The organism is Arthrobacter hankyongi (assembly GCF_022012395.1).
Classification (GTDB): Bacteria; Actinomycetota; Actinomycetes; order Actinomycetales; family Micrococcaceae; genus Crystallibacter; species Crystallibacter hankyongi.
This window is the reverse complement of the sequence record NZ_JAKLTQ010000001.1, coordinates 525,869-542,264: the sequence shown is the minus strand read 5'-3', so window position 1 is coordinate 542,264 and position 16,396 is coordinate 525,869. Positions and strand designations below refer to the sequence as shown.

Genomic DNA, 16,396 nt, shown 5'->3' with positions numbered 1-16,396 from the left:
TGCCGGCCTAGGCTGGGCTGGCCATGCCCCGGGTGGACACGGCGGGCCGATCGGGGCCCGCGGCCGAAGGCCGGCGGAAATCGGAGCGGACCATGGCCGACGGGCAGACCGGCCGCAACCTGCAGGGGATGGACGAGCTGGACTTCGAGGGATGGAACAAGGCCGACTGGGACGGGGTGTTCGCCCACCACCACACCGACGACGTGCTGGTGGACTGGAAGGGGCAGGTATCCACCCGCGGGGTCGGCGAGCACATCGAGGCGATGAAGGCCTTCGTCGAATCGGCTGGCGGCACCCCGCCGCAGATCACCTCGCACCCCATCGGATTCGGCTCGGGCGAGTGGGCCTGTGTGATCGGCGAGTTCGCCGACGGCAGCCGCATGGTGACGGTGGCCAAATGGAAGGACGGGGCAATCGCCGAGGAATACATCTGGTCCTAGGCACACCACGACACCGAACCCCGCCCACCTGGGGTGGGCGGGGTTCGGTGTGAAGGCGAGGACCGGCCTGCTCAGGCGGTGACGGCGAAGCCGACGGTCCGGGGGATCCTCTCGGCCGCGGCCAGGGCGATCTGCGGGAAACCGATGGCTTCGAGCCCACCGGCCCACGAGGACCCCGACGACGTCCGTCGCCTCCTCCGGGAGGGCCGGGTCACGCTCGAGGCCAGCACCGGACCGCGGGAGTACCTGGCCCGCCTGGCGACCGTGCGCGAGCAGGGCTACGCCGTGAACCACTGCGAGACCTCCGAGGACGAGGTCGGCGTGGCCGCTCCCGTGCGGGACCACCGCGGGCGGGTGGTCGCCAGCGTCCTCGTTGCCGCCCCGTTCTACTGCGTCCCCCGGAGTCCGTCGCGGCGCTGGCCGCCGAGTGCCGCGCCGCCGCCCGCCGCATCTCCACCCGTATGGGCGCCCCCGGGGCCTGAGCGCCGAGGGGGGTCAGGAGACCGTTTCCACCTCCGGAGCCGGCGCGACCGATGCGGCCGGGGCGCCGCCGAGGCGGACCGGGGTCTGGCGGGCGGCCTTCTGCACGGCCTCGCGCAGTTCGGCCTGGTTGCCGCGGTACTGCACGCGGGCGCGGGGAGCGCTGACGGTGATGCAGCCGACCACCGCGCCCCGGTAGTCGTGCACGGGCGCCGAGACGCCGTACTCCTCGAACGTCGTCTCGCCGTCGTTGACGGCAACCCCGGACTCCCGGACCGCGTCCAGGTGCCGGAACGCGGGGTCCCCGGCCCCGGCCCCGGAGGACAGCAACCGATCCACCTCGGCGGCCGGCAGTTCCTCCAGGTGCGGCAAGGCCTCGCGGCGCACGTCCAGCTCGGCCAGTTGCGGGCCGGTGATCGTGTTAATGCCCAGACCCAGCCGAGAGTGCCCCGGAGGCTCGTCACGCTGCACGTATCCGGCTTCGGACAGACCGGTGGGCATACGGGAGACCATGCCCCGGTGCAGACTCATGATCGAGGCGATCTCGATGTTGCCGAGAAGCGGACGATCAGAGGTCGAGAATGCCTCGAGCATCGTGAATCCGTTGAGGAACGATGCCGCGGCACCCTGATTCCCGGGGGGGGCGTTGCGCTCGCCTGCCAACATCGGTCCTCTTCTGGCTGAACGGGTGTGCCGGGCGCCCTGTACGGATGCCCGGTACGTCCATGTCCTCATAGATGTGCGTCAGCCCGGCACCCACTGAGGGGTGCCGGGCTGACGCCGGTTCGGCCTGAGGATGCCGGCCCGCGGGACTCCGACAGTACGGTGTGGCTCAGGCCGGATCCGCGGGGCACTCGACCTCGGGCTGGGGATCCGAGAGGGTCTTCGGGACCGTGTCCTCGAACTGCGGGAGGCCGTTCAGGTACGCCACCACCGAATCCGTGGACTCCACGTCACCGAACTTGTTGTCGATGTCGTAGAGGTTCCACTGCACGACGCCCGGGACACGGTCGCCGATGGTCTCCCTGGGGATGATCGGGCGGAAGCCCTTCGCGATCGCGTCCTCGACGGTGTGGCGCACGCACCCGGCCGCGGTCGCACCGGTCACGATCAGGGTGTCGATGCGGTTGGAGGTCAGGAAGAGCTCGAGGTTCGTCCCCGGGAACGCCGAGGCACGGTTCTTCTCGATCACGACCTCTCCGTCTGCGGGCGCGATGCGGTCGTCGATCTGCGCCCAGTAGGAATCCGCCGGAAGGGTCTCCGTGGGGATCTTCGAGTACCACAGGCCCATGTCGTTCGTGCCGGAGGTGGCGTCGCGGTTGCGGTACACGTTCGTGGTGTAGAAGACCGGGACCCCCTTGGCGCGCGCAGCCTCGTTGATCCGCTGGACGTTCGGGATGATCTCCTCCATGCCCGGGCAGCTGAACGGGTGGCCCGGACGGGTCCAGGCGTTCGCGAGGTCGATGTGGATGACGGCGGGGCGGTTGCCGTAGCCGATCCGACGCTTGAAGCCGCGCTCGTTGTAGATGCCCGTGCCGGCTTCGAACGCCTCCTCCAGCACTGCTGCAAGACGGGCTTCGATGTCGTTGGACGTATTGGACGTAACTGTCATTGCTCTCTCCACTCTCACGGTAATTTGTTGCTAACCGAGCAACTTGGTTGCTGTGTTGACTACTGTAGCGCACGGATCTGCGCAGCACCAGAGATTCGCCGAATCTGTGTCCCCTCGGACCAACTGCTCGGTCGGGGCGAGCATCGGCGGGTGCGTCACTCCGGCAGCCCAGCAAGGGAGGGGTCTTGGTAGTAACGGCATGAAATTGCGCGCTAAGTCCCAAAAAACACCCTGTGGCCGGACGGTCGGAGGCACCCGGAACACACAGGCCGGTGCCGATATTTGGGCGGAGCAAGCTGGTGACTTAGCGCGGCTAAGTCTGCTTTGTACTCGACGTGTGCCGCGGGGCGCGTGCACTCTGGAGGAGATCCCCGGGGGCGGGGTCGCTGCGCTGGCCGAGGCGGGAAGCGGAGGGCATGGACGGGAACCAGCATCCGGTGTGGCGGGGCCGGCGGCGGCGGGCGAACGTGGCCGGCGGCGGGCGGGTGCACCGGCACGAGGTGAAGGTCTCCGCGGAGGAGGAAGCCAGGCTGCTGGCTTTGGCGGAGCGGCATCAGGTGACGGTGCCGCGGCTGTTGATCGAGGCGGCGCTGAGCGCCGAGGGGCAGGTGCCGGCGCACCGGCGGGAGTTGATTGCCGAACTGGCGCGGCTGCAGCAGTTGGTCGGGACGGTGTCGAACAGCATCAACCGGTTGGCGGGGCATGCCGGGGCCACCGGACGGGTGCCGGCCGAGTCCGCGGCCTCGATCGCGCACGCGCGCGGGCTGATCATCCGGATTGACCGGCTGCTGGCCTGGCTGGCCGCGAGGCCTAAATCGGGGCGGTCGTGATCCCGAACATCACCCAGGGGGCCAGGATGGCCGGTTTGTGGGTGTACCTGGTGGGGCCGGGGCGGGCGAACGAACATGAGGATCCGCACCTGGTGGCCGGGGATGCGGCGGTGATGGCCTGGCACGACGATACCGAGCTGGACCGGGACGCGGCCCTGGCGGTCGCGGCCCACCTGGACCGGCCGCGCCGGTTCCACGGCACGGAGGTGGCCGGCGGGTACGTGTTCTACTGCTCGCTGAGCCTGCCGGCCGGGGACGGGCAGCTGGCCGACCAGCAGTGGGCCGGGATTGCCGACGACTTTGCCCGGGCGATGGGCTTCGCCGGGGACGACGGGAGGGCCCCGTGCCGCTGGGCGGCCATCCGGCACGGGGAGAGCAAGAACGGCAACGACCACATCCACCTGGTCGCCACCATGGTCCGCGAGGACGGCACGAAGTGGAATGCGTGGAAGTCCAAGTACCGTTCCCAGCAGGTCTGCCGGGCCCTCGAGGCCAGGTACGGGCTGACCGGGCTGGACCCGGCGTACGTCGGGCGCGGCTACACCCCGGCCGAGCAGGCCAAGGCCGCCCGGCAGGGCTGGGCCGACCTCGGCCGCCACTCCCTGGCGAACACGGTGCGGGCCTGTGCCGCGGCGGCCGCGGACGAGGCCGAATTCATCCGCCGAGCCCGTGCCGAGCACCTGCTGCTGCGCCCCAGGTTCGCGGCCGGGCGCACCGACGTGGTTACCGGCTACTCGGTGGCCGAACGCCCGCGGCCGGGGGAGCGGCCGGTCTGGTTCGGCGGCAATACCCTGGCCCGGGATTTGGCCCTGCCCCGGCTGCGGAAGCACTGGGCGGACACCCCGCAGGCTGCGGCCGCGGCGGTGGCTGCATGGACCGCGCCGGCGGGCTGGGGCGGCGGGGGCCGATCAGGCGGGATAGATTTCCACCGCGGTGGCCTTGACCGAAAAGTACAGGGCCATCCCCGGCGCCACGTCCAGGTCCGCGGCCGCCGCGACGGTGATGTCCGCATACAGCCCGCCGGCGTGGACCCGGAGGTGGCTGCCCTGCGGTTCTACATCGCTGACGGTGACCGCGAAGGTGTTCCGCGGGCTGCCGTGGACCGGCTCGGCGAAGACCGACACCTCCGCCGGGCGGAACACCGCGATGCCGGGCTGTCCGGTGGCGGCCGCAGGGTCCGGCGTCCCGGTCACGGTGGTGCCGGTCAGTCCGCCGGCGCCGTCGGCGGCCAGCAGGCCGTCCCCGGCAACGGTGCCGCTGACCAGGTTCAGCCCGGCCAGCCCGGCCGCGAAGCGGCTGCGCGGACGCTCCAGGATCCGGCGCACGGGGCCGTCTTCAGTGATCCGGCCGTCCTCGAGGACGACCGCCCGGTCGGCGAGCATCAGCGCGTCCAGCACGTCGTGGGTGACGATCACCGCGCGCCGGCCGGCGAGGACGCGCTTGAGCAGCCGCCGCAGCATCGGGGCGGCAGCCACGTCGAGCGCGGCCAGCGGCTCGTCCAGCAGCAGCAGCTGCGGATCCGCCGCCAGCGCCCGGGCGACGGCGACCCGCTGGGCCTGGCCGCCGGACAGTTCGGCCGGCCGGCGGCCGGCCAGCTCAAGGGCGTCGACCTCGGCGAGCCAGCGGCGGGCGGCTTCCCGGGCGCTGCGCCGGCCGGCTCCGGCGCTGCGGGGGGCGAAGGCGACGTTGTCCAGCACGCTCAGGTGCGGGAAGAGCAGCGGCTCCTGGGCCAGCAGCACGGTGCCGCGCAGGTGCGGCGCCAGCCAAGGGCCGGCCGGCAGGTCGAACAGCGTGCGGCCGTCCAGCACGGCCCGGCCGGCATCCGGACGCAGCAGCCCGGCAGCCACGGAGAGCAGCGTGGATTTGCCCGCCCCGTTGGGCCCGAGCACGGCCACGGTTTCGCCCGGCGCCAGGGCCAGCGAGACGCCGAATCCCCGCGCCGCGACCTCGGCCTCCAACTGGAAGCTCACCGTGCCGCGGCGTCCAAGGCGCCGGTAAAGGTCTTGCGGTAGGACACGGCGACGACGACGGCGGCGACGGCCACCAGCACCAGGGACAGGGCCACCGCGGCGTCCGGATCCGTCTCGCGCTGCAGGTAGATCTCCAGCGGCAGCGTCCGGGTGACGCCCTCGAGGCTGCCGGCAAAGGTGAGCGTGGCGCCGAATTCGCCCAGGGCGCGGGCGAAGGAGAGCACCGCCCCCGAGGCCAGTCCGGGCAGGATCAGCGGGAGGGTGACCCGGGTGAGCACCGTCGTCGGCCGGGCGCCCAGGGTGGCGGCCACCGCCTCGTACCGGTTCCCGGCGGTGCGCAGCGTTCCCTCAAGGCTGACCACCAGAAACGGCATGGCCACAAAGGTCTGCGCCAGCACCACCGCCGTGGTCGAAAACGCGATCTGGATACCCAGCACCTCCAGGGTCTGGCCGAGCAGTCCGCGGCGGCCGAAGGTGTAGAGCAGCGCGATGCCGCCGACTACCGGCGGCAGCACCAGCGGCAGCAGGACCAGGGCCCGCAGCAGTTGCTGCCCGGGGAACCGCGTGCGCGCCAGAACCAGCGCAGCCGGGGTGCCCAGGACCACGCACAGCAGGGTGCTGGCCGCGGCGGTGCGCAGGCTCAGGCCCAAAGCGGTAAGCGAAGCCGGGGAGGTCACCAGCGGAAGGAACTCGGACCAGTTGACCCGCGCGGCCATGGCAGCCAGCGGCAGCAGGACGGCCAGGAAGCCCAGGGCGGCAGGCAGCAGGATCCACCGCGGCAGGCCCGGGGACCCCGCGGCGGATTGCCGTCGGCGCCGGCCCGCCCGCCCGTCAGGGCCGGCCGAAGCCGGCCGCACCGAGGACCTTGCGTCCTTCTTCACCGGTGACCAGGTCAATGAACTCCGCTCCCAATTCCTTCTGTGCGCTGGTGCCGACGGCGGCGATCGGATAGGTATTCACCGCGTCCTTGGCTTCGGGGAAGGGGACCTCCTTCACCTTGCCGGCGGCGCCCTTGGCATCTGTGACGTAGACCAGGCCCGCATCAGCCTCGCCGGAGACGACCTTGCCGAGCACGTCCGTGACGGCGGATTCCTCGCTGGCCGGCTTGAGCGTGGTTCCGCTGGCAGCCTCGACCTTCTGAGCGGCGGCGCCGCAGGGTACCTGGGGAGCGCAGACCACCACGGTGACGCCTGGCTTGGCCAGATCTGCGAAGGAGGTGATGCCGGCCGGGTTATCCGGCGGGGTGGCGATGGTCAGCACATTGGTGGCAAAGTTTTCCGGCTTGCCTGCCACCAGCGAAGCGGCGGCCAGCTTGTCCATGTTCTTGGTGTCGGCGGAGGCGAAGACATCCGCAGGCGCGCCTTCGGTTATCTGCGTGGCCAGGTCCGAGGACCCGGCGAAGTTCAACGCCACCTTGGTTCCCGGATGCTGCTGTTCGAACGTTTTGGCGAGCTCGGTGAAGGTCTGCTTGAGCGAGGCGGCGGCGAAGACCGTGAGTGTGCCGTCCTCGGCACCGGAGGCCGACGACGCGGGCGCGGCATTCTGGGTGCCGGAACCGCAGGCGGCCAGCGAGGCCGCGAGCGTGCCGCCAAGCAGCAGTGATCCGACAGGTCGGAAGAGTTTCATACGGTGCCTTTTCCCTGTGGGGTTTCGACGATGACGGTGGTGGCCTTGACGACGGCGGTGGCGACCGAACCGGGTTCCAGCCCCAATTCCCTGACGGCCTCGGCGCTCATCAGCGATACCACCCGGTGCGGGCCGCATTGCAGCTCTACCTGGGCCATGACCTTGTCGATGATGATGTCCGTCACCAGGCCCACGAAGCGGTTGCGTGCCGAGCTGCCGATGCCCGTGGGATCCTCCGGCAGCACGGCCTGCTTCCGGGCGAGCTGGGCCAGTTCCAGCCCGTCGACGGCGGCGTAGCCGGAGGCGTCCTTGGAGCCGGCCAGGTTGCCGGAATCGATCCAGCGGCGGACCGTGTCGTCGCTGACCCCCAGGAAGCGCGCGGCATCCGAAATCCGTATCTGCGGCATAAAACTATTATTTCAGACGCATCTGCAAATTCCTCATTCGCCAAAGTCTTGGTCGCTATCTGTTCCGCACCGGCGGAGGGACGCATCGTCCGCATCTGCCCCCGGGCTGCGGCTTATGATGGCCATGAGAGGGGCGGGAGGTCACGCCGCGCGAAAGGATGCAGATGGCAGGCAGGCCGAGGCAGGACAACGGGCAGGTCCAGGGAGCTGCGGCCTCGCTGTTGAACGGTCTTGCCGTGCTGGAAGCCTTTTCCGTTCAAAAGCCGGTTCTCGGTGTGACCGAGATTGCCCAGCGCGTGGGCCTCCACAAGAGCACGGTGTCGCGCATTCTCGGCGGTCTGACAGAAGCCGGGTATGTCCAGCGGGATGAGGAGACGGGCCGGTACCGGCTCGGGCTGGGCCTCATTGCGCTGTCCGGGCCATTGCTAGCGGACCTGGATGTCCGCCGTGCCGCGGTTCCGTATTTGGAGCAGCTGACCGAAAGTACCCGGGAGACCAGCGCCATCTCGGTCTGGAACGGTCATGAGGCCATCGTCGTGGAGCAGGTGGCCAGCCCGTACCAGGTCAAACACACTGCCGCCATCGGAACCCGGTACAACAAGTTCGAGAGCTCCTCGGTGCGGGTTTTCCTGGCGGAGCTGGCCCCGGGCCTCGCGACCGAACTGATTGAATCCGGGCGGATACTGCGCACGGCAGGAGATGGCCTGCCGGTGGATCACACGGCCCACCTGCAGGATGTCGCCCGTCGGGCATACGCCGTCAATGACGGTTCGACAACCGGGGAGGAGTTCGGGGTCTCCGCTCCGGTCCGCGATTACCGGGGCAGGGTGGTTGGCTGCATCACCGCATCCGCTCCCCGTTCCCGCGTGCATGAGCACGCCGCCGGGGACGCTCTGGTTCAAGCCGTGCAGCATGCTGCCTTGGAAGTATCCATCCGCCTGGGCTGGTCGGCCGCGGGCCGGGACACGGGAAGGAACCAAGCCTGAGAGTCCGCCTCTGCGGCCAATCCGGCGGGTCAGGCGCAAGGACCTTCCCTGCCGGGCTGGTTCACCCGCGCTTCTTGGGCGAACGTCAGCAGCACCGTGTAACCGACGGCATTCTTTCAGATCGGGAGGAACAGGTGATATATGACATTTCCCAACTGCGCCGCAGCCCGCTGACCTGCTTGGAAAACGTATTCCGCGAGCGAGCCGTGGCCGGAGTGCCTTACCGCGCTGGAACTGACCGGTCCCTCGGCCCGCACAGTGCTGGAGAAGGGCAGCCCGGCGGACTTGCACCCCCCGCGTCTTCGGCCCCGGCAAGACCGTGGCCGAAGTCGTTCGGGCCGGTGCTGGTCCTGCTCCGGCGGACCGCCGGGGAAAGCCGCACGCAGACCTACCGGATCCTGCCCTGTCGTCGTTCGCGGATTTCACCGCACGCCGGCTGCCGGGCGCAATGGCGCGATTTGCTTCCCTAAAGGAGCCACAATGACGGTCGGCGCACTGGATTTGTTTTCCGCCGGCCGGCTGCCCAGCCGGGCCGACACGCGTTCGGCTGCCTGAAGCACCGCATCGCGCAGGATCGGCTGGCTGGCCTGGAACTGCACCCTCGACCGTGGCGCGCTGGCGGTGATGCAGCCGACGGCCGCGCCCCGGTAGCCCCGCACGGGGGCGGAGACGCCATATTCCTCGAAGGTGGTCTCGCCGTCGTTGACGGCGAATCCCAGTTCCCGGATGCCGGCCAGGTGTTCGTGGGCCGGGTCGTCGAGTCCTCGGTAGCTGTCCCGCAGGATGATCCCTGCCGACAGGAGGCGGGCGGCTTCCTCGGTCGGCAGTTCGGCGAGGAAGATGCGGACGGAGGAGCTGGCGAACCTGTTGTAGCGCGTGCCGATCGATGCGCTGTGCTTGACCTGGTGCGGGCTGGCCGTCTGTTCCACGACCACCGCGTTGATGCCGTTCCAGACGGCGATCGCGGCCGTCTCCCCGGTGGTCTGCGTCAGTTCTTCCAGATGCGGCAGTGCGGCACGGCGGACGTCCAGTTCGGCCAGCAGCGGTCCGGCCAGTCCGATCATCCCGAGTCCGAGGCGGTACCGTCCGGTGTCGTCGTCGCGCTGGACGTAGCCGGCTTCGGTCAGGCCGGTGAGCATCCGGGAGACGGTGCTCTTGTGCAGTCCGACCAGCTCGGAAATCTCCGTGACGCCCAGGAGGGAACGTTGGGCCACGGAAAAGGCCTCGAGGACCGTAAGGCCGTTAAGCAGCGATGCTGCCGCGCCCTGCGGCTTGCCGGTGGTGATGTCTGAGTCCAGCATGGGTTCTCCCTCGCCATTGCACGCCGGGCGGGGCCCCGGAGATCCGGAGCCGCGCCGTGGCGTGGGGTTCCGGTCAGGCAACGGGGGCCTTGGCGACCGGGATCGCCGGGGTCGGGACGGTGTCGGCGAAATCGGGCAGGTTGTTCAGGTACTGGATGACGTTCTCCAGCGGCTCGACGTCGACGAACTTGGAGTCCATGTCGAACAGGTTCCAGGACACCACGCCGGGGACGCGGTCGCCCACGGCCTCCTTGACGATGATCGGGCGGAAGCCCTCGGCAATCGCGTCCTCCACGGTGTGGCGGACACAGCCGGCGGCGGTGACACCGGTGATGATGACGGTGTCGATCCGGTTCACGGTCAGGAACTGCTGCAGGTTCGTGCCGGGGAAGGCGCTGGCGCGCTTCTTGGTGATCACCAGCTCGCCCGGCTGCGGGGCGATGCGGTCGTCGATCTTCACGGCATCCGAGTTGGGGTCCAGGGTCTCGACCGGGATCTTCTGGGACCACAGGCTCATGTCGGAGGGCAGGTTCATGTCGAGGACGTCGTAGGCGGTGGTCGTGAAGATCACCGGCACGCCCTTGGCGCGGGCCGCTGTGTTGAGGTCCTGGCAGGCCGGGATGATGGTCTCCATGTTCTTGCAGGAGAACAGGTGGCCCGGGCGGGTCCAGGCGTTGGCCATGTCGATGTGGATGACGGCCGGCCGGGTGCCGTAGCCGACGCGGCGCTTGAAGCCGCGCTTGTGGTACTCCTCGGTGTCGACTTCGAAGACCTTCTGCAGCAGGCTTTCGAGTTCGGCTTCCAGCTTCTGGTGGTTGTTCTCCCACATGATCGTGACTCCCTCTGCCGACGAGGCAATGTTGTCGATTGGGCAACGGGGGTCGGTAGCTCCTTGCTCCTCCTTGTTGCTGTGCCATCACTGTAGTTGCTACTTCCGCAACAAGTAACCCCCAATTTTTCCCCCGCTTCCCGCACTTCCGGCGCTCCGCGGATCCGGGAAAAAATCCCGTACCGCCCCCCGTCCGGCCGCGGATGCCTGCAGCCGAAGCCTGCCGAAATCCTGGATCCGCCGCACCGGGCCGGCAGGGGGCTTTTGCTGAAGCGGGCGGGGCTGCCCCGCCCGCCGCATCCCACCCGGCAGCAGAAGAAAAAGTCCTAAAACCATTGCGTGTTGCTTGGAAGGGAACTATATTTCTGGGTAAGCAACAAGTTGTGACCGGAGTCACAGCGTGCTGCCGGACGAGGGCCCTACTCACTGGACGGTCCGTCCGGGGCAGGGCGAACCGGCCGGGAGGCCCCCGGGTTTCCCATCACCCAGTTCCCCATCAACCCATTCCCCCATCAACGCAGTCCTGAGCCTCACTTCCGAAAGGATCCCTCATGAAGCGCATCGGAGTAGACGTCGGCGGTACCTTCACCGACCTGTATTTCTCGAACGACGAGCAGCGCATCGCCGTGGTCGAGAAGGTTCCCTCCACCCCGCACGACCCGTCCGAGGCCGTGATCAACGGCATCAAAAAGCTCTGTGAGAAGGCCGGAGTAGCACTGTCGGAGATCGACCAGCTGGTGCACGGAACCACGGTGGCCACCAACACCGCGCTGACGCACACCGGTGCGGAGGTCGGGATGATCACCACCGAGGGTTTCCGGGACATCCTGCACATCGCCCGCCACAAGAAGCCGCACAACTTCTCGCTGCAGCAGGACCTGCCGTGGCAGACCAAGCCCCTGGTCAAGCGCCGTCACCGGCTCACCGTCAAGGAGCGCATCACCGCCCCGAACGGGGACGTCCTGGTTCCCCTGGACGAGGACGAGGTCCGTGAGCGGGTGCGCGAGCTGAAGGCGGCCGGCGTCGAGGCCATCGCCGTCTGCCTGCTGCACTCCTACCTGAACCCCGCCCACGAGCAGCGGATCGGGCAGATCGTCGCCGAAGAGTTCCCCGAGGCCTACCTGTCCCTGTCCAGCGACATCGTGCCGCTGTACCGGGAGTATGAGCGGTTCTCCACCACCGCACTGAATGCCTATGTCGGGCCCCGGGTCTCGCGTTACCTGTACCGCTTGCAGGAGCAGGCCGAGGCCCTGGGCTACCAGCGCGAGATCCTGCTGATGCAGTCCTCCGGCGGCATGGTCCCGATCAAGGAGGCGGCCAAGCGGCCCGTCACCCTGATGATGTCCGGACCGGTCGGCGGCCTGATCGGCGGCATGTGGGCCGGCCGCCAGTCCGGCTTCGAGAACGTCGTCACCCTGGACATCGGCGGCACCTCGGCGGACATCGGTGTGGCCTACCAGGGTGAACTGCGCATGCGTCACCTGCTGGACACCAAGATCGGCGACCACCAGGCCATGGTCCCCATGGTGGATATCGACACCATCGGCGCCGGCGGCGGCTCCATCGCCTACGTCGACGCCGGCGGGGTCTTCCGCGTCGGCCCCCAGTCGGCCGGCGCCGACCCGGGCCCGGTCTGCTACGGCCGCGGCGGGACGGAGCCGACATCGACCGACGCCCAGATGCTGCTGGGCCGCATGCGCCCGCACCGCGTCCTGGCAGGCTCGGGTATGGATCTGGATCTCGACGGCGCCCGAAAGGCCATGGAAGGTCTCGCCGAAAAGCTCAACATGTCGGTGGACCAGGCCGCCCTCGGCGCCCTGCAGATCCAGAAGTTCGGCATGACCCAGGCGATCGAGCAGAACTCCGTGCGCCGCGGCTACGACCCGCGCGACTTCACCCTCGTCGCCGCCGGCGGTGCCGGCGCACTGTTCGCCTGCGAGATCGCCGCGGAGCTGGAGGTCCCGAAGGTGCTGATCCCGGCCCACCCCGGCATCATCGCCGCCACCGGCCTGCTGGCCACCGACGAGAAGTACGAATTCGTCGCCACCCGACGGTTCACCTTCGCCAGCGCCGACCCCGCCGCCATCCAGGGCTCCTACGAGCAGCTGGAGCGCGAGGCCAACGCCCTGCTGGATGCCGAGGACGTGCCGGCCGAACGCCGCAGGCTCGTCTGGCTGGCCGACGCGCGCTACGAGGGCCAGGGCTACGAGATCCGCTTCAATGCCCCCGAGGGGCCGGTCAACCAGGCCTGGCTGGAAAAGGCCGAGGCCGCCTTCCACGACGCCCACTTCGAGGAGTACGGCCACCGCTTCAAGAACGGCACCGTGGAAGTCATCAACATCCGCGTCGAGGCCAGCGCCGTGATGGACGAGCTGCCCACGCCGGAGGCGACGAAGTCCGGTTCCCTCGACGAAGCCCTGGTGGAGACCCGCCCGGTGACCTTCGAACAGGACGGCAAACCGGTCACCGTGGACACCGGCTTCTACGACCGCGACAGGATGGGCGTGGGCACCGCCTTCGCCGGTCCGGCGATCATCGAGCAGTACGACTCCACCGTTGTCATTCCCCCGGGCTTCTCCGGAACGGTGGACGCCGCCGGCAACCTGGTCATCGACTGCCCGGCCGCCACCCAGACCGCCGAGAAGCTGGCCACCCCGATCCTGATGCGCGTGATCGGCGGCGCCCTGAACTCCGCAGCCAAGGAGATGGCCTCGGTGCTGTTCCGCATGGCCTACTCCTCGATCATCCGCGAGTCCGAGGACCTCGGTGCGGGCCTGTTCGACAAGGACGGCAACGTGCTGGCCGAGTCCGACTCCACGCCGATGTTCATGGGCTCCATGCCCAAGATCGTCAAGGGCGTGATCTCGGTCCTTGGCGATGACATCCATGAGGGCGATGTCATCCTGCACAACGACCCGTACCTGGGGGCCACCCACTCCCCGGACGTGGCGATCATCGAACCGATCTTCCACGCCGGGGAACTCGTCGGCTTCGCCGGCGCCTCGGGCCAGCTGATCGATAACGGCGGTGCGTTCTCCGGGCTGATGGTGGACATCCAGGACATCCAGTCCGAAGGCACCATCTTCCGGGCGGTGAAGGTCTACGAGAAGGGTGTCCGCCAGGAATCGCTGATCCGGCACATCCTCAACAACACCCGGACACCAACCTCCAACGAGGGCGACTTCCAGGCGATGATCGCCGCCTGCGAGCTGGCCAAGTCCCGCTACCTGGCCCTCGTCGACCGGTACGGCATGGACGCGGTCCGCGACGCCGGCCAGAGCTGGATCGACTACTCGGAGCGGATGCTGCGCCAGGAGATCGCCAAGATCCCGGACGGCGTCTACGAGACGGAGGTCGGCTACCTGGACGACGACGGCCGCAACTACGGCAAGAAGCTGCCGATCGTCGTGAAGGTGATCGTCGAGGGGGACGAGATCACCTACGATCTCACCGGTTCGAGCCCGCAGGTGCCCACCGCGTACAACTGCGCCTTCGAGGGCACCACGGTCTCGGCGTTCACGTTCATCACCCGGATGATGTTCCTCGACGAGGTCGCGTTCCCGGTGTTCGTGCCGCAGAACGAGGGGATGCTCAAGCCGCTGAAGGTGATCGCCCCGGAGGGCACCATCTTCAACCCGAAGTACCCGGCGGCCACGTTCTCGCGGTTCTCCCAGGTGCAGCGCGCCGTGGACCTGGCCCTGCGCGCCCTCGCCCCGGTCATCCCCGACCGGGTCACCGCCGGCAACTCGGCCCACATCCACTTCATCTCCTACTCGGGATGGGACGAGAAGCAGGGCGAGTACTGGGTCTACCTGGAGGTCAACGAGGGCTCCTACGGCGCCCGCGCCACCAGCGACGGGCCGGACTCCGTGGACAACCTCATCGCCAACACCCGCAACAACCCGATCGAGGAACTCGAGTGGCGGTTCCCGATGCGCACCGACCGCTACGAGCTGCGTTCCGAGCCGGCGGCGGCCGGGGAGTTCCGCGGCGGCATCGGCATCGTGCGGGAGAACACCTTCCTGACCGACACCGCGATCACCTGCGAGGGTGAACGCCACGAGTCGGACGTGCCGTGGGGGGCCTTCGGCGGCCACGAGGGCCTCAACGGCTCGCTTGTGAAGAACCCGGGCCGCGCGGGCGAGGAGTCCTGGCCCTCCAAGGTTACCGGCCGCCAACTGCTGGCCGGTGACTCCCTCCAGATCACCGTGCCCAGCGGCGGCGGCTTCGGGGATCCGTACCGGCGGGACCCGCTGAAGGTCCTGGAGGACGTGCTGGACGGTTTTACGACCGCCGAGGCGGCCGCCCGCGACTACGGAGTGGTCCTCAAGGAGGTCGACGGCCAGCTCACGGTCGACCTGGAGGCCACCGCCGAACGCCGCGAGCATTCGGCCTCCGAGCTCAGCCCCACCAGCTGACCGGGGAACTGCAGCAGTGAGAGGGCGGCCCGGAGGCCAGTCAGCCAGACCAGCCTCCGGGCCGCCCCCTGTCGTTCCGGACTCATCATCCCGCCCCTCTCATCCCTATGACTTAGGAACCGTCATGTCCACTGCCCCAATGTCCCAATTTGTCGAGTCTGATGTCAGGCCCAAGGACGTCCGGCTGGCCACCTGGATCTGCTTCTTCGCCTGGACCTTTGCCGTCTATGACTTCGTCCTCTTCGGCAACCTCCTGCCAAAGCTGGCCGCAGACCTCGGATTGGGTCCGGCCCAGTCCACCGAGATCAACACCTGGGTGACCGCCGGCACCGCGCTCGTGGCCTTCGCGATCGGCCCGATCGTGGACCGGATCGGCCGCCGCAAGGGCATCCTGATCGCCGTCGCCGGTGCCGCCGTCGCCTCACTGCTGACCGCCACGGTCGGCTGGGTCGTCGGCATCGCCGCCGGACTCGGACTCGTGTTCCTGGTCCTGGTGCGTTCCCTGGCCGGCCTGGGCTACGCCGAGCAGGCCATCAACGCGGCCTACCTCAACGAGATGTTCGCCCACAACAGCGATCCGGCCAAGGCCCGCCGCCGCGGTCTGATCTACTCGCTCGTCCAGTCCGGCTGGCCGGTCGGTTCCGTGCTGGCTGCCGGGTCCGTCTACCTGCTCTTCCCCATCGGCGGGTGGGCGCTCTGCTTCGTCGTGGCCGCCATCCCCGCCGTCTTCATCATCATCGCCGGACGCTGGCTCAAGGAGAGCCCCCAGTTCACCCACCGTCACCAGATCGACGAGATGATCAAGGACGGCCGGGTACAGGAGGCGCAGCAGCTCGGTAACAAGTACGGAATCGACGTCTCGGAGAAGGCCGCCCCGCTCGTCTCGGTCTTCCGCGGGGAGTCGCTGCGCTCCACCCTGACGATCGGCGGGGCCTTCCTCCTGAACTGGCTGGGCGTCCTGGCCTTCGCGATCCTCGGCACGTCACTGCTGTCGGCCCCCGACGGCAAGAACATCGAGTTCACCAACGCGCTGCTGATCCTCGTCGTTTCCAATGCCACGGCCTTCGCCGGCTACCTGTTCCACGGCTGGCTGGGGGACCGGATCGGACGCCGCAACGCGATCGGGATCGGCTGGATCCTGTGTGCCGTCTCCTTCTTCATCATGCTCCAGGCGCCGAACGGGAACTTCCCGCTCATCGTCGGGCTCTACAGCGCCGGGCTGTTCTTCCTCATCGGCCCCTTCTCCGCCCTGCTGTTCTTCACCGGCGAGAGCTTCCCCGTCCACACCCGGGCCACGGGCAGTTCCATCATCAACGCCTCCGGCCAGGTCGGGGCAATCCTCGGCGGCCTGCTGATCACCGCCACCCTCGCCGCCGGCGGCGGCTGGATCAACGCCACCCTATGGTGGGGCGTCCTGCCGATCCTGGCCTCCGGCCTGCTGATCTTCGCCGCCCGGAACGTCGACCCCCGCACGGTCCGCACGGACTGACAGCCCCG

Annotated in this window: 13 protein-coding genes and 2 pseudogenes; 7 read left to right on the top strand and 8 right to left on the bottom strand. The window is 68.8% G+C overall.

Annotated elements, in window-relative coordinates:
- Nucleotides 1–92 precede the first annotated feature (92 nt).
- On the top strand, nt 93–440 hold the full coding sequence (locus tag LVY72_RS02405; RefSeq protein WP_237817847.1) for a hypothetical protein: 348 nt from the start codon (nt 93–95) through the stop codon (nt 438–440).
- 144 nt (nt 441–584) lie between these two features.
- Nucleotides 585–818: pseudogene (locus tag LVY72_RS24840) on the top strand (IclR family transcriptional regulator domain-containing protein); the annotation flags it as partial.
- Between the two features lie 117 nt (nt 819–935).
- Here LVY72_RS24840 and LVY72_RS02400 read toward each other — a convergent pair.
- On the bottom strand, nt 936–1,514 hold the full coding sequence (locus LVY72_RS02400; RefSeq protein WP_237817846.1) for an IclR family transcriptional regulator domain-containing protein: 579 nt from the start codon (nt 1,512–1,514) through the stop codon (nt 936–938).
- A gap of 238 nt (nt 1,515–1,752) precedes the next feature.
- On the bottom strand, nt 1,753–2,532 hold the full coding sequence (locus LVY72_RS02395) for an N-carbamoylsarcosine amidohydrolase (protein WP_237817845.1): 780 nt from the start codon (nt 2,530–2,532) through the stop codon (nt 1,753–1,755).
- Between the two features lie 416 nt (nt 2,533–2,948).
- On the opposite strand from LVY72_RS02395, the gene LVY72_RS02390 reads away from it, so the two are divergent.
- Both LVY72_RS02390 and LVY72_RS24835 read left to right on the top strand, forming a co-directional pair.
- A complete protein-coding gene (locus LVY72_RS02390; RefSeq protein ID WP_237817844.1) occupies nt 2,949–3,362 on the top strand; it encodes a plasmid mobilization relaxosome protein MobC in 414 nt (137 codons plus the stop codon).
- A 26-nt stretch (nt 3,363–3,388) separates the two neighbouring features.
- Nucleotides 3,389–3,856: pseudogene (locus LVY72_RS24835) on the top strand (relaxase/mobilization nuclease domain-containing protein); the annotation flags it as partial.
- Between the two features lie 414 nt (nt 3,857–4,270).
- Here LVY72_RS24835 and LVY72_RS02385 read toward each other — a convergent pair.
- The 4 genes from LVY72_RS02385 to LVY72_RS02370 are packed head-to-tail and all read right to left on the bottom strand — an operon-like array spanning nt 4,271 to nt 7,365.
- A complete protein-coding gene (locus tag LVY72_RS02385) occupies nt 4,271–5,332 on the bottom strand; it encodes a sulfate/molybdate ABC transporter ATP-binding protein (RefSeq protein WP_237817843.1) in 1,062 nt (353 codons plus the stop codon).
- Complete coding sequence (locus LVY72_RS02380; RefSeq protein WP_237818163.1) at nt 5,329–6,114, bottom strand: ABC transporter permease; 786 nt, start codon at nt 6,112–6,114, stop codon at nt 5,329–5,331. Before LVY72_RS02380 ends, LVY72_RS02385 begins: the two co-directional genes overlap by 4 nt.
- Nucleotides 6,115–6,163: 49 nt before the next feature.
- Nucleotides 6,164–6,958, bottom strand: coding sequence for a molybdate ABC transporter substrate-binding protein (gene modA / locus LVY72_RS02375; RefSeq protein WP_237817842.1), 795 nt, complete (start codon nt 6,956–6,958; stop codon nt 6,164–6,166).
- Nucleotides 6,955–7,365, bottom strand: a complete 411-nt coding sequence (locus tag LVY72_RS02370) for a TOBE domain-containing protein (protein ID WP_237817841.1) — start codon at nt 7,363–7,365, stop codon at nt 6,955–6,957. Before LVY72_RS02370 ends, modA begins: the two co-directional genes overlap by 4 nt.
- A gap of 164 nt (nt 7,366–7,529) precedes the next feature.
- Here LVY72_RS02370 and LVY72_RS02365 point away from each other — a divergent pair, with 164 nt between their 5' ends.
- Nucleotides 7,530–8,351, top strand: a complete 822-nt coding sequence (locus LVY72_RS02365) for an IclR family transcriptional regulator (protein WP_237817840.1) — start codon at nt 7,530–7,532, stop codon at nt 8,349–8,351.
- 422 nt (nt 8,352–8,773) lie between these two features.
- Here the strand turns inward: LVY72_RS02365 and LVY72_RS02360 are convergent, their stop codons facing one another.
- On the bottom strand, nt 8,774–9,652 hold the full coding sequence (locus LVY72_RS02360) for an IclR family transcriptional regulator (protein ID WP_237817839.1): 879 nt from the start codon (nt 9,650–9,652) through the stop codon (nt 8,774–8,776).
- Nucleotides 9,653–9,725: 73 nt separating this feature from the next.
- Nucleotides 9,726–10,481: an isochorismatase family protein gene (locus tag LVY72_RS02355; RefSeq protein WP_237817838.1), complete on the bottom strand. Its 756-nt coding sequence runs from the start codon at nt 10,479–10,481 to the stop codon at nt 9,726–9,728.
- 551 nt (nt 10,482–11,032) lie between these two features.
- Here LVY72_RS02355 and LVY72_RS02350 point away from each other — a divergent pair.
- Both LVY72_RS02350 and LVY72_RS02345 read left to right on the top strand, forming a co-directional pair.
- A complete protein-coding gene (locus LVY72_RS02350) occupies nt 11,033–14,899 on the top strand; it encodes a hydantoinase B/oxoprolinase family protein (RefSeq protein ID WP_237817837.1) in 3,867 nt (1,288 codons plus the stop codon).
- 124 nt (nt 14,900–15,023) lie between these two features.
- A complete protein-coding gene (locus LVY72_RS02345; protein ID WP_237817836.1) occupies nt 15,024–16,388 on the top strand; it encodes an MFS transporter in 1,365 nt (454 codons plus the stop codon).
- The last annotated feature ends 8 nt before the right edge of the window (nt 16,389–16,396 follow it).

Bases quoted from the DNA above. Each gene is read 5' to 3' on its own strand.
- LVY72_RS02395 (WP_237817845.1), bottom strand. From the start codon at position 2,532: ATGACAGTTACGTCCAATACGTCCAACGACATCGAAGCCCGTCTTGCA.
- LVY72_RS02365 (WP_237817840.1), top strand. From the start codon at position 7,530: ATGGCAGGCAGGCCGAGGCAGGACAACGGGCAGGTCCAGGGAGCTGCG.
- LVY72_RS02390 (WP_237817844.1), top strand. From the start codon at position 2,949: ATGGACGGGAACCAGCATCCGGTGTGGCGGGGCCGGCGGCGGCGGGCG.
- LVY72_RS02350 (WP_237817837.1), top strand. From the start codon at position 11,033: ATGAAGCGCATCGGAGTAGACGTCGGCGGTACCTTCACCGACCTGTAT.
- LVY72_RS02405 (WP_237817847.1), top strand. From the start codon at position 93: ATGGCCGACGGGCAGACCGGCCGCAACCTGCAGGGGATGGACGAGCTG.
- LVY72_RS02345 (WP_237817836.1), top strand. From the start codon at position 15,024: ATGTCCACTGCCCCAATGTCCCAATTTGTCGAGTCTGATGTCAGGCCC.
- modA (WP_237817842.1), bottom strand. From the start codon at position 6,958: ATGAAACTCTTCCGACCTGTCGGATCACTGCTGCTTGGCGGCACGCTC.
- LVY72_RS02355 (WP_237817838.1), bottom strand. From the start codon at position 10,481: ATGTGGGAGAACAACCACCAGAAGCTGGAAGCCGAACTCGAAAGCCTG.
- LVY72_RS02400 (WP_237817846.1), bottom strand. From the start codon at position 1,514: ATGCTCGAGGCATTCTCGACCTCTGATCGTCCGCTTCTCGGCAACATC.
- LVY72_RS02360 (WP_237817839.1), bottom strand. From the start codon at position 9,652: ATGCTGGACTCAGACATCACCACCGGCAAGCCGCAGGGCGCGGCAGCA.
- LVY72_RS02370 (WP_237817841.1), bottom strand. From the start codon at position 7,365: ATGCCGCAGATACGGATTTCGGATGCCGCGCGCTTCCTGGGGGTCAGC.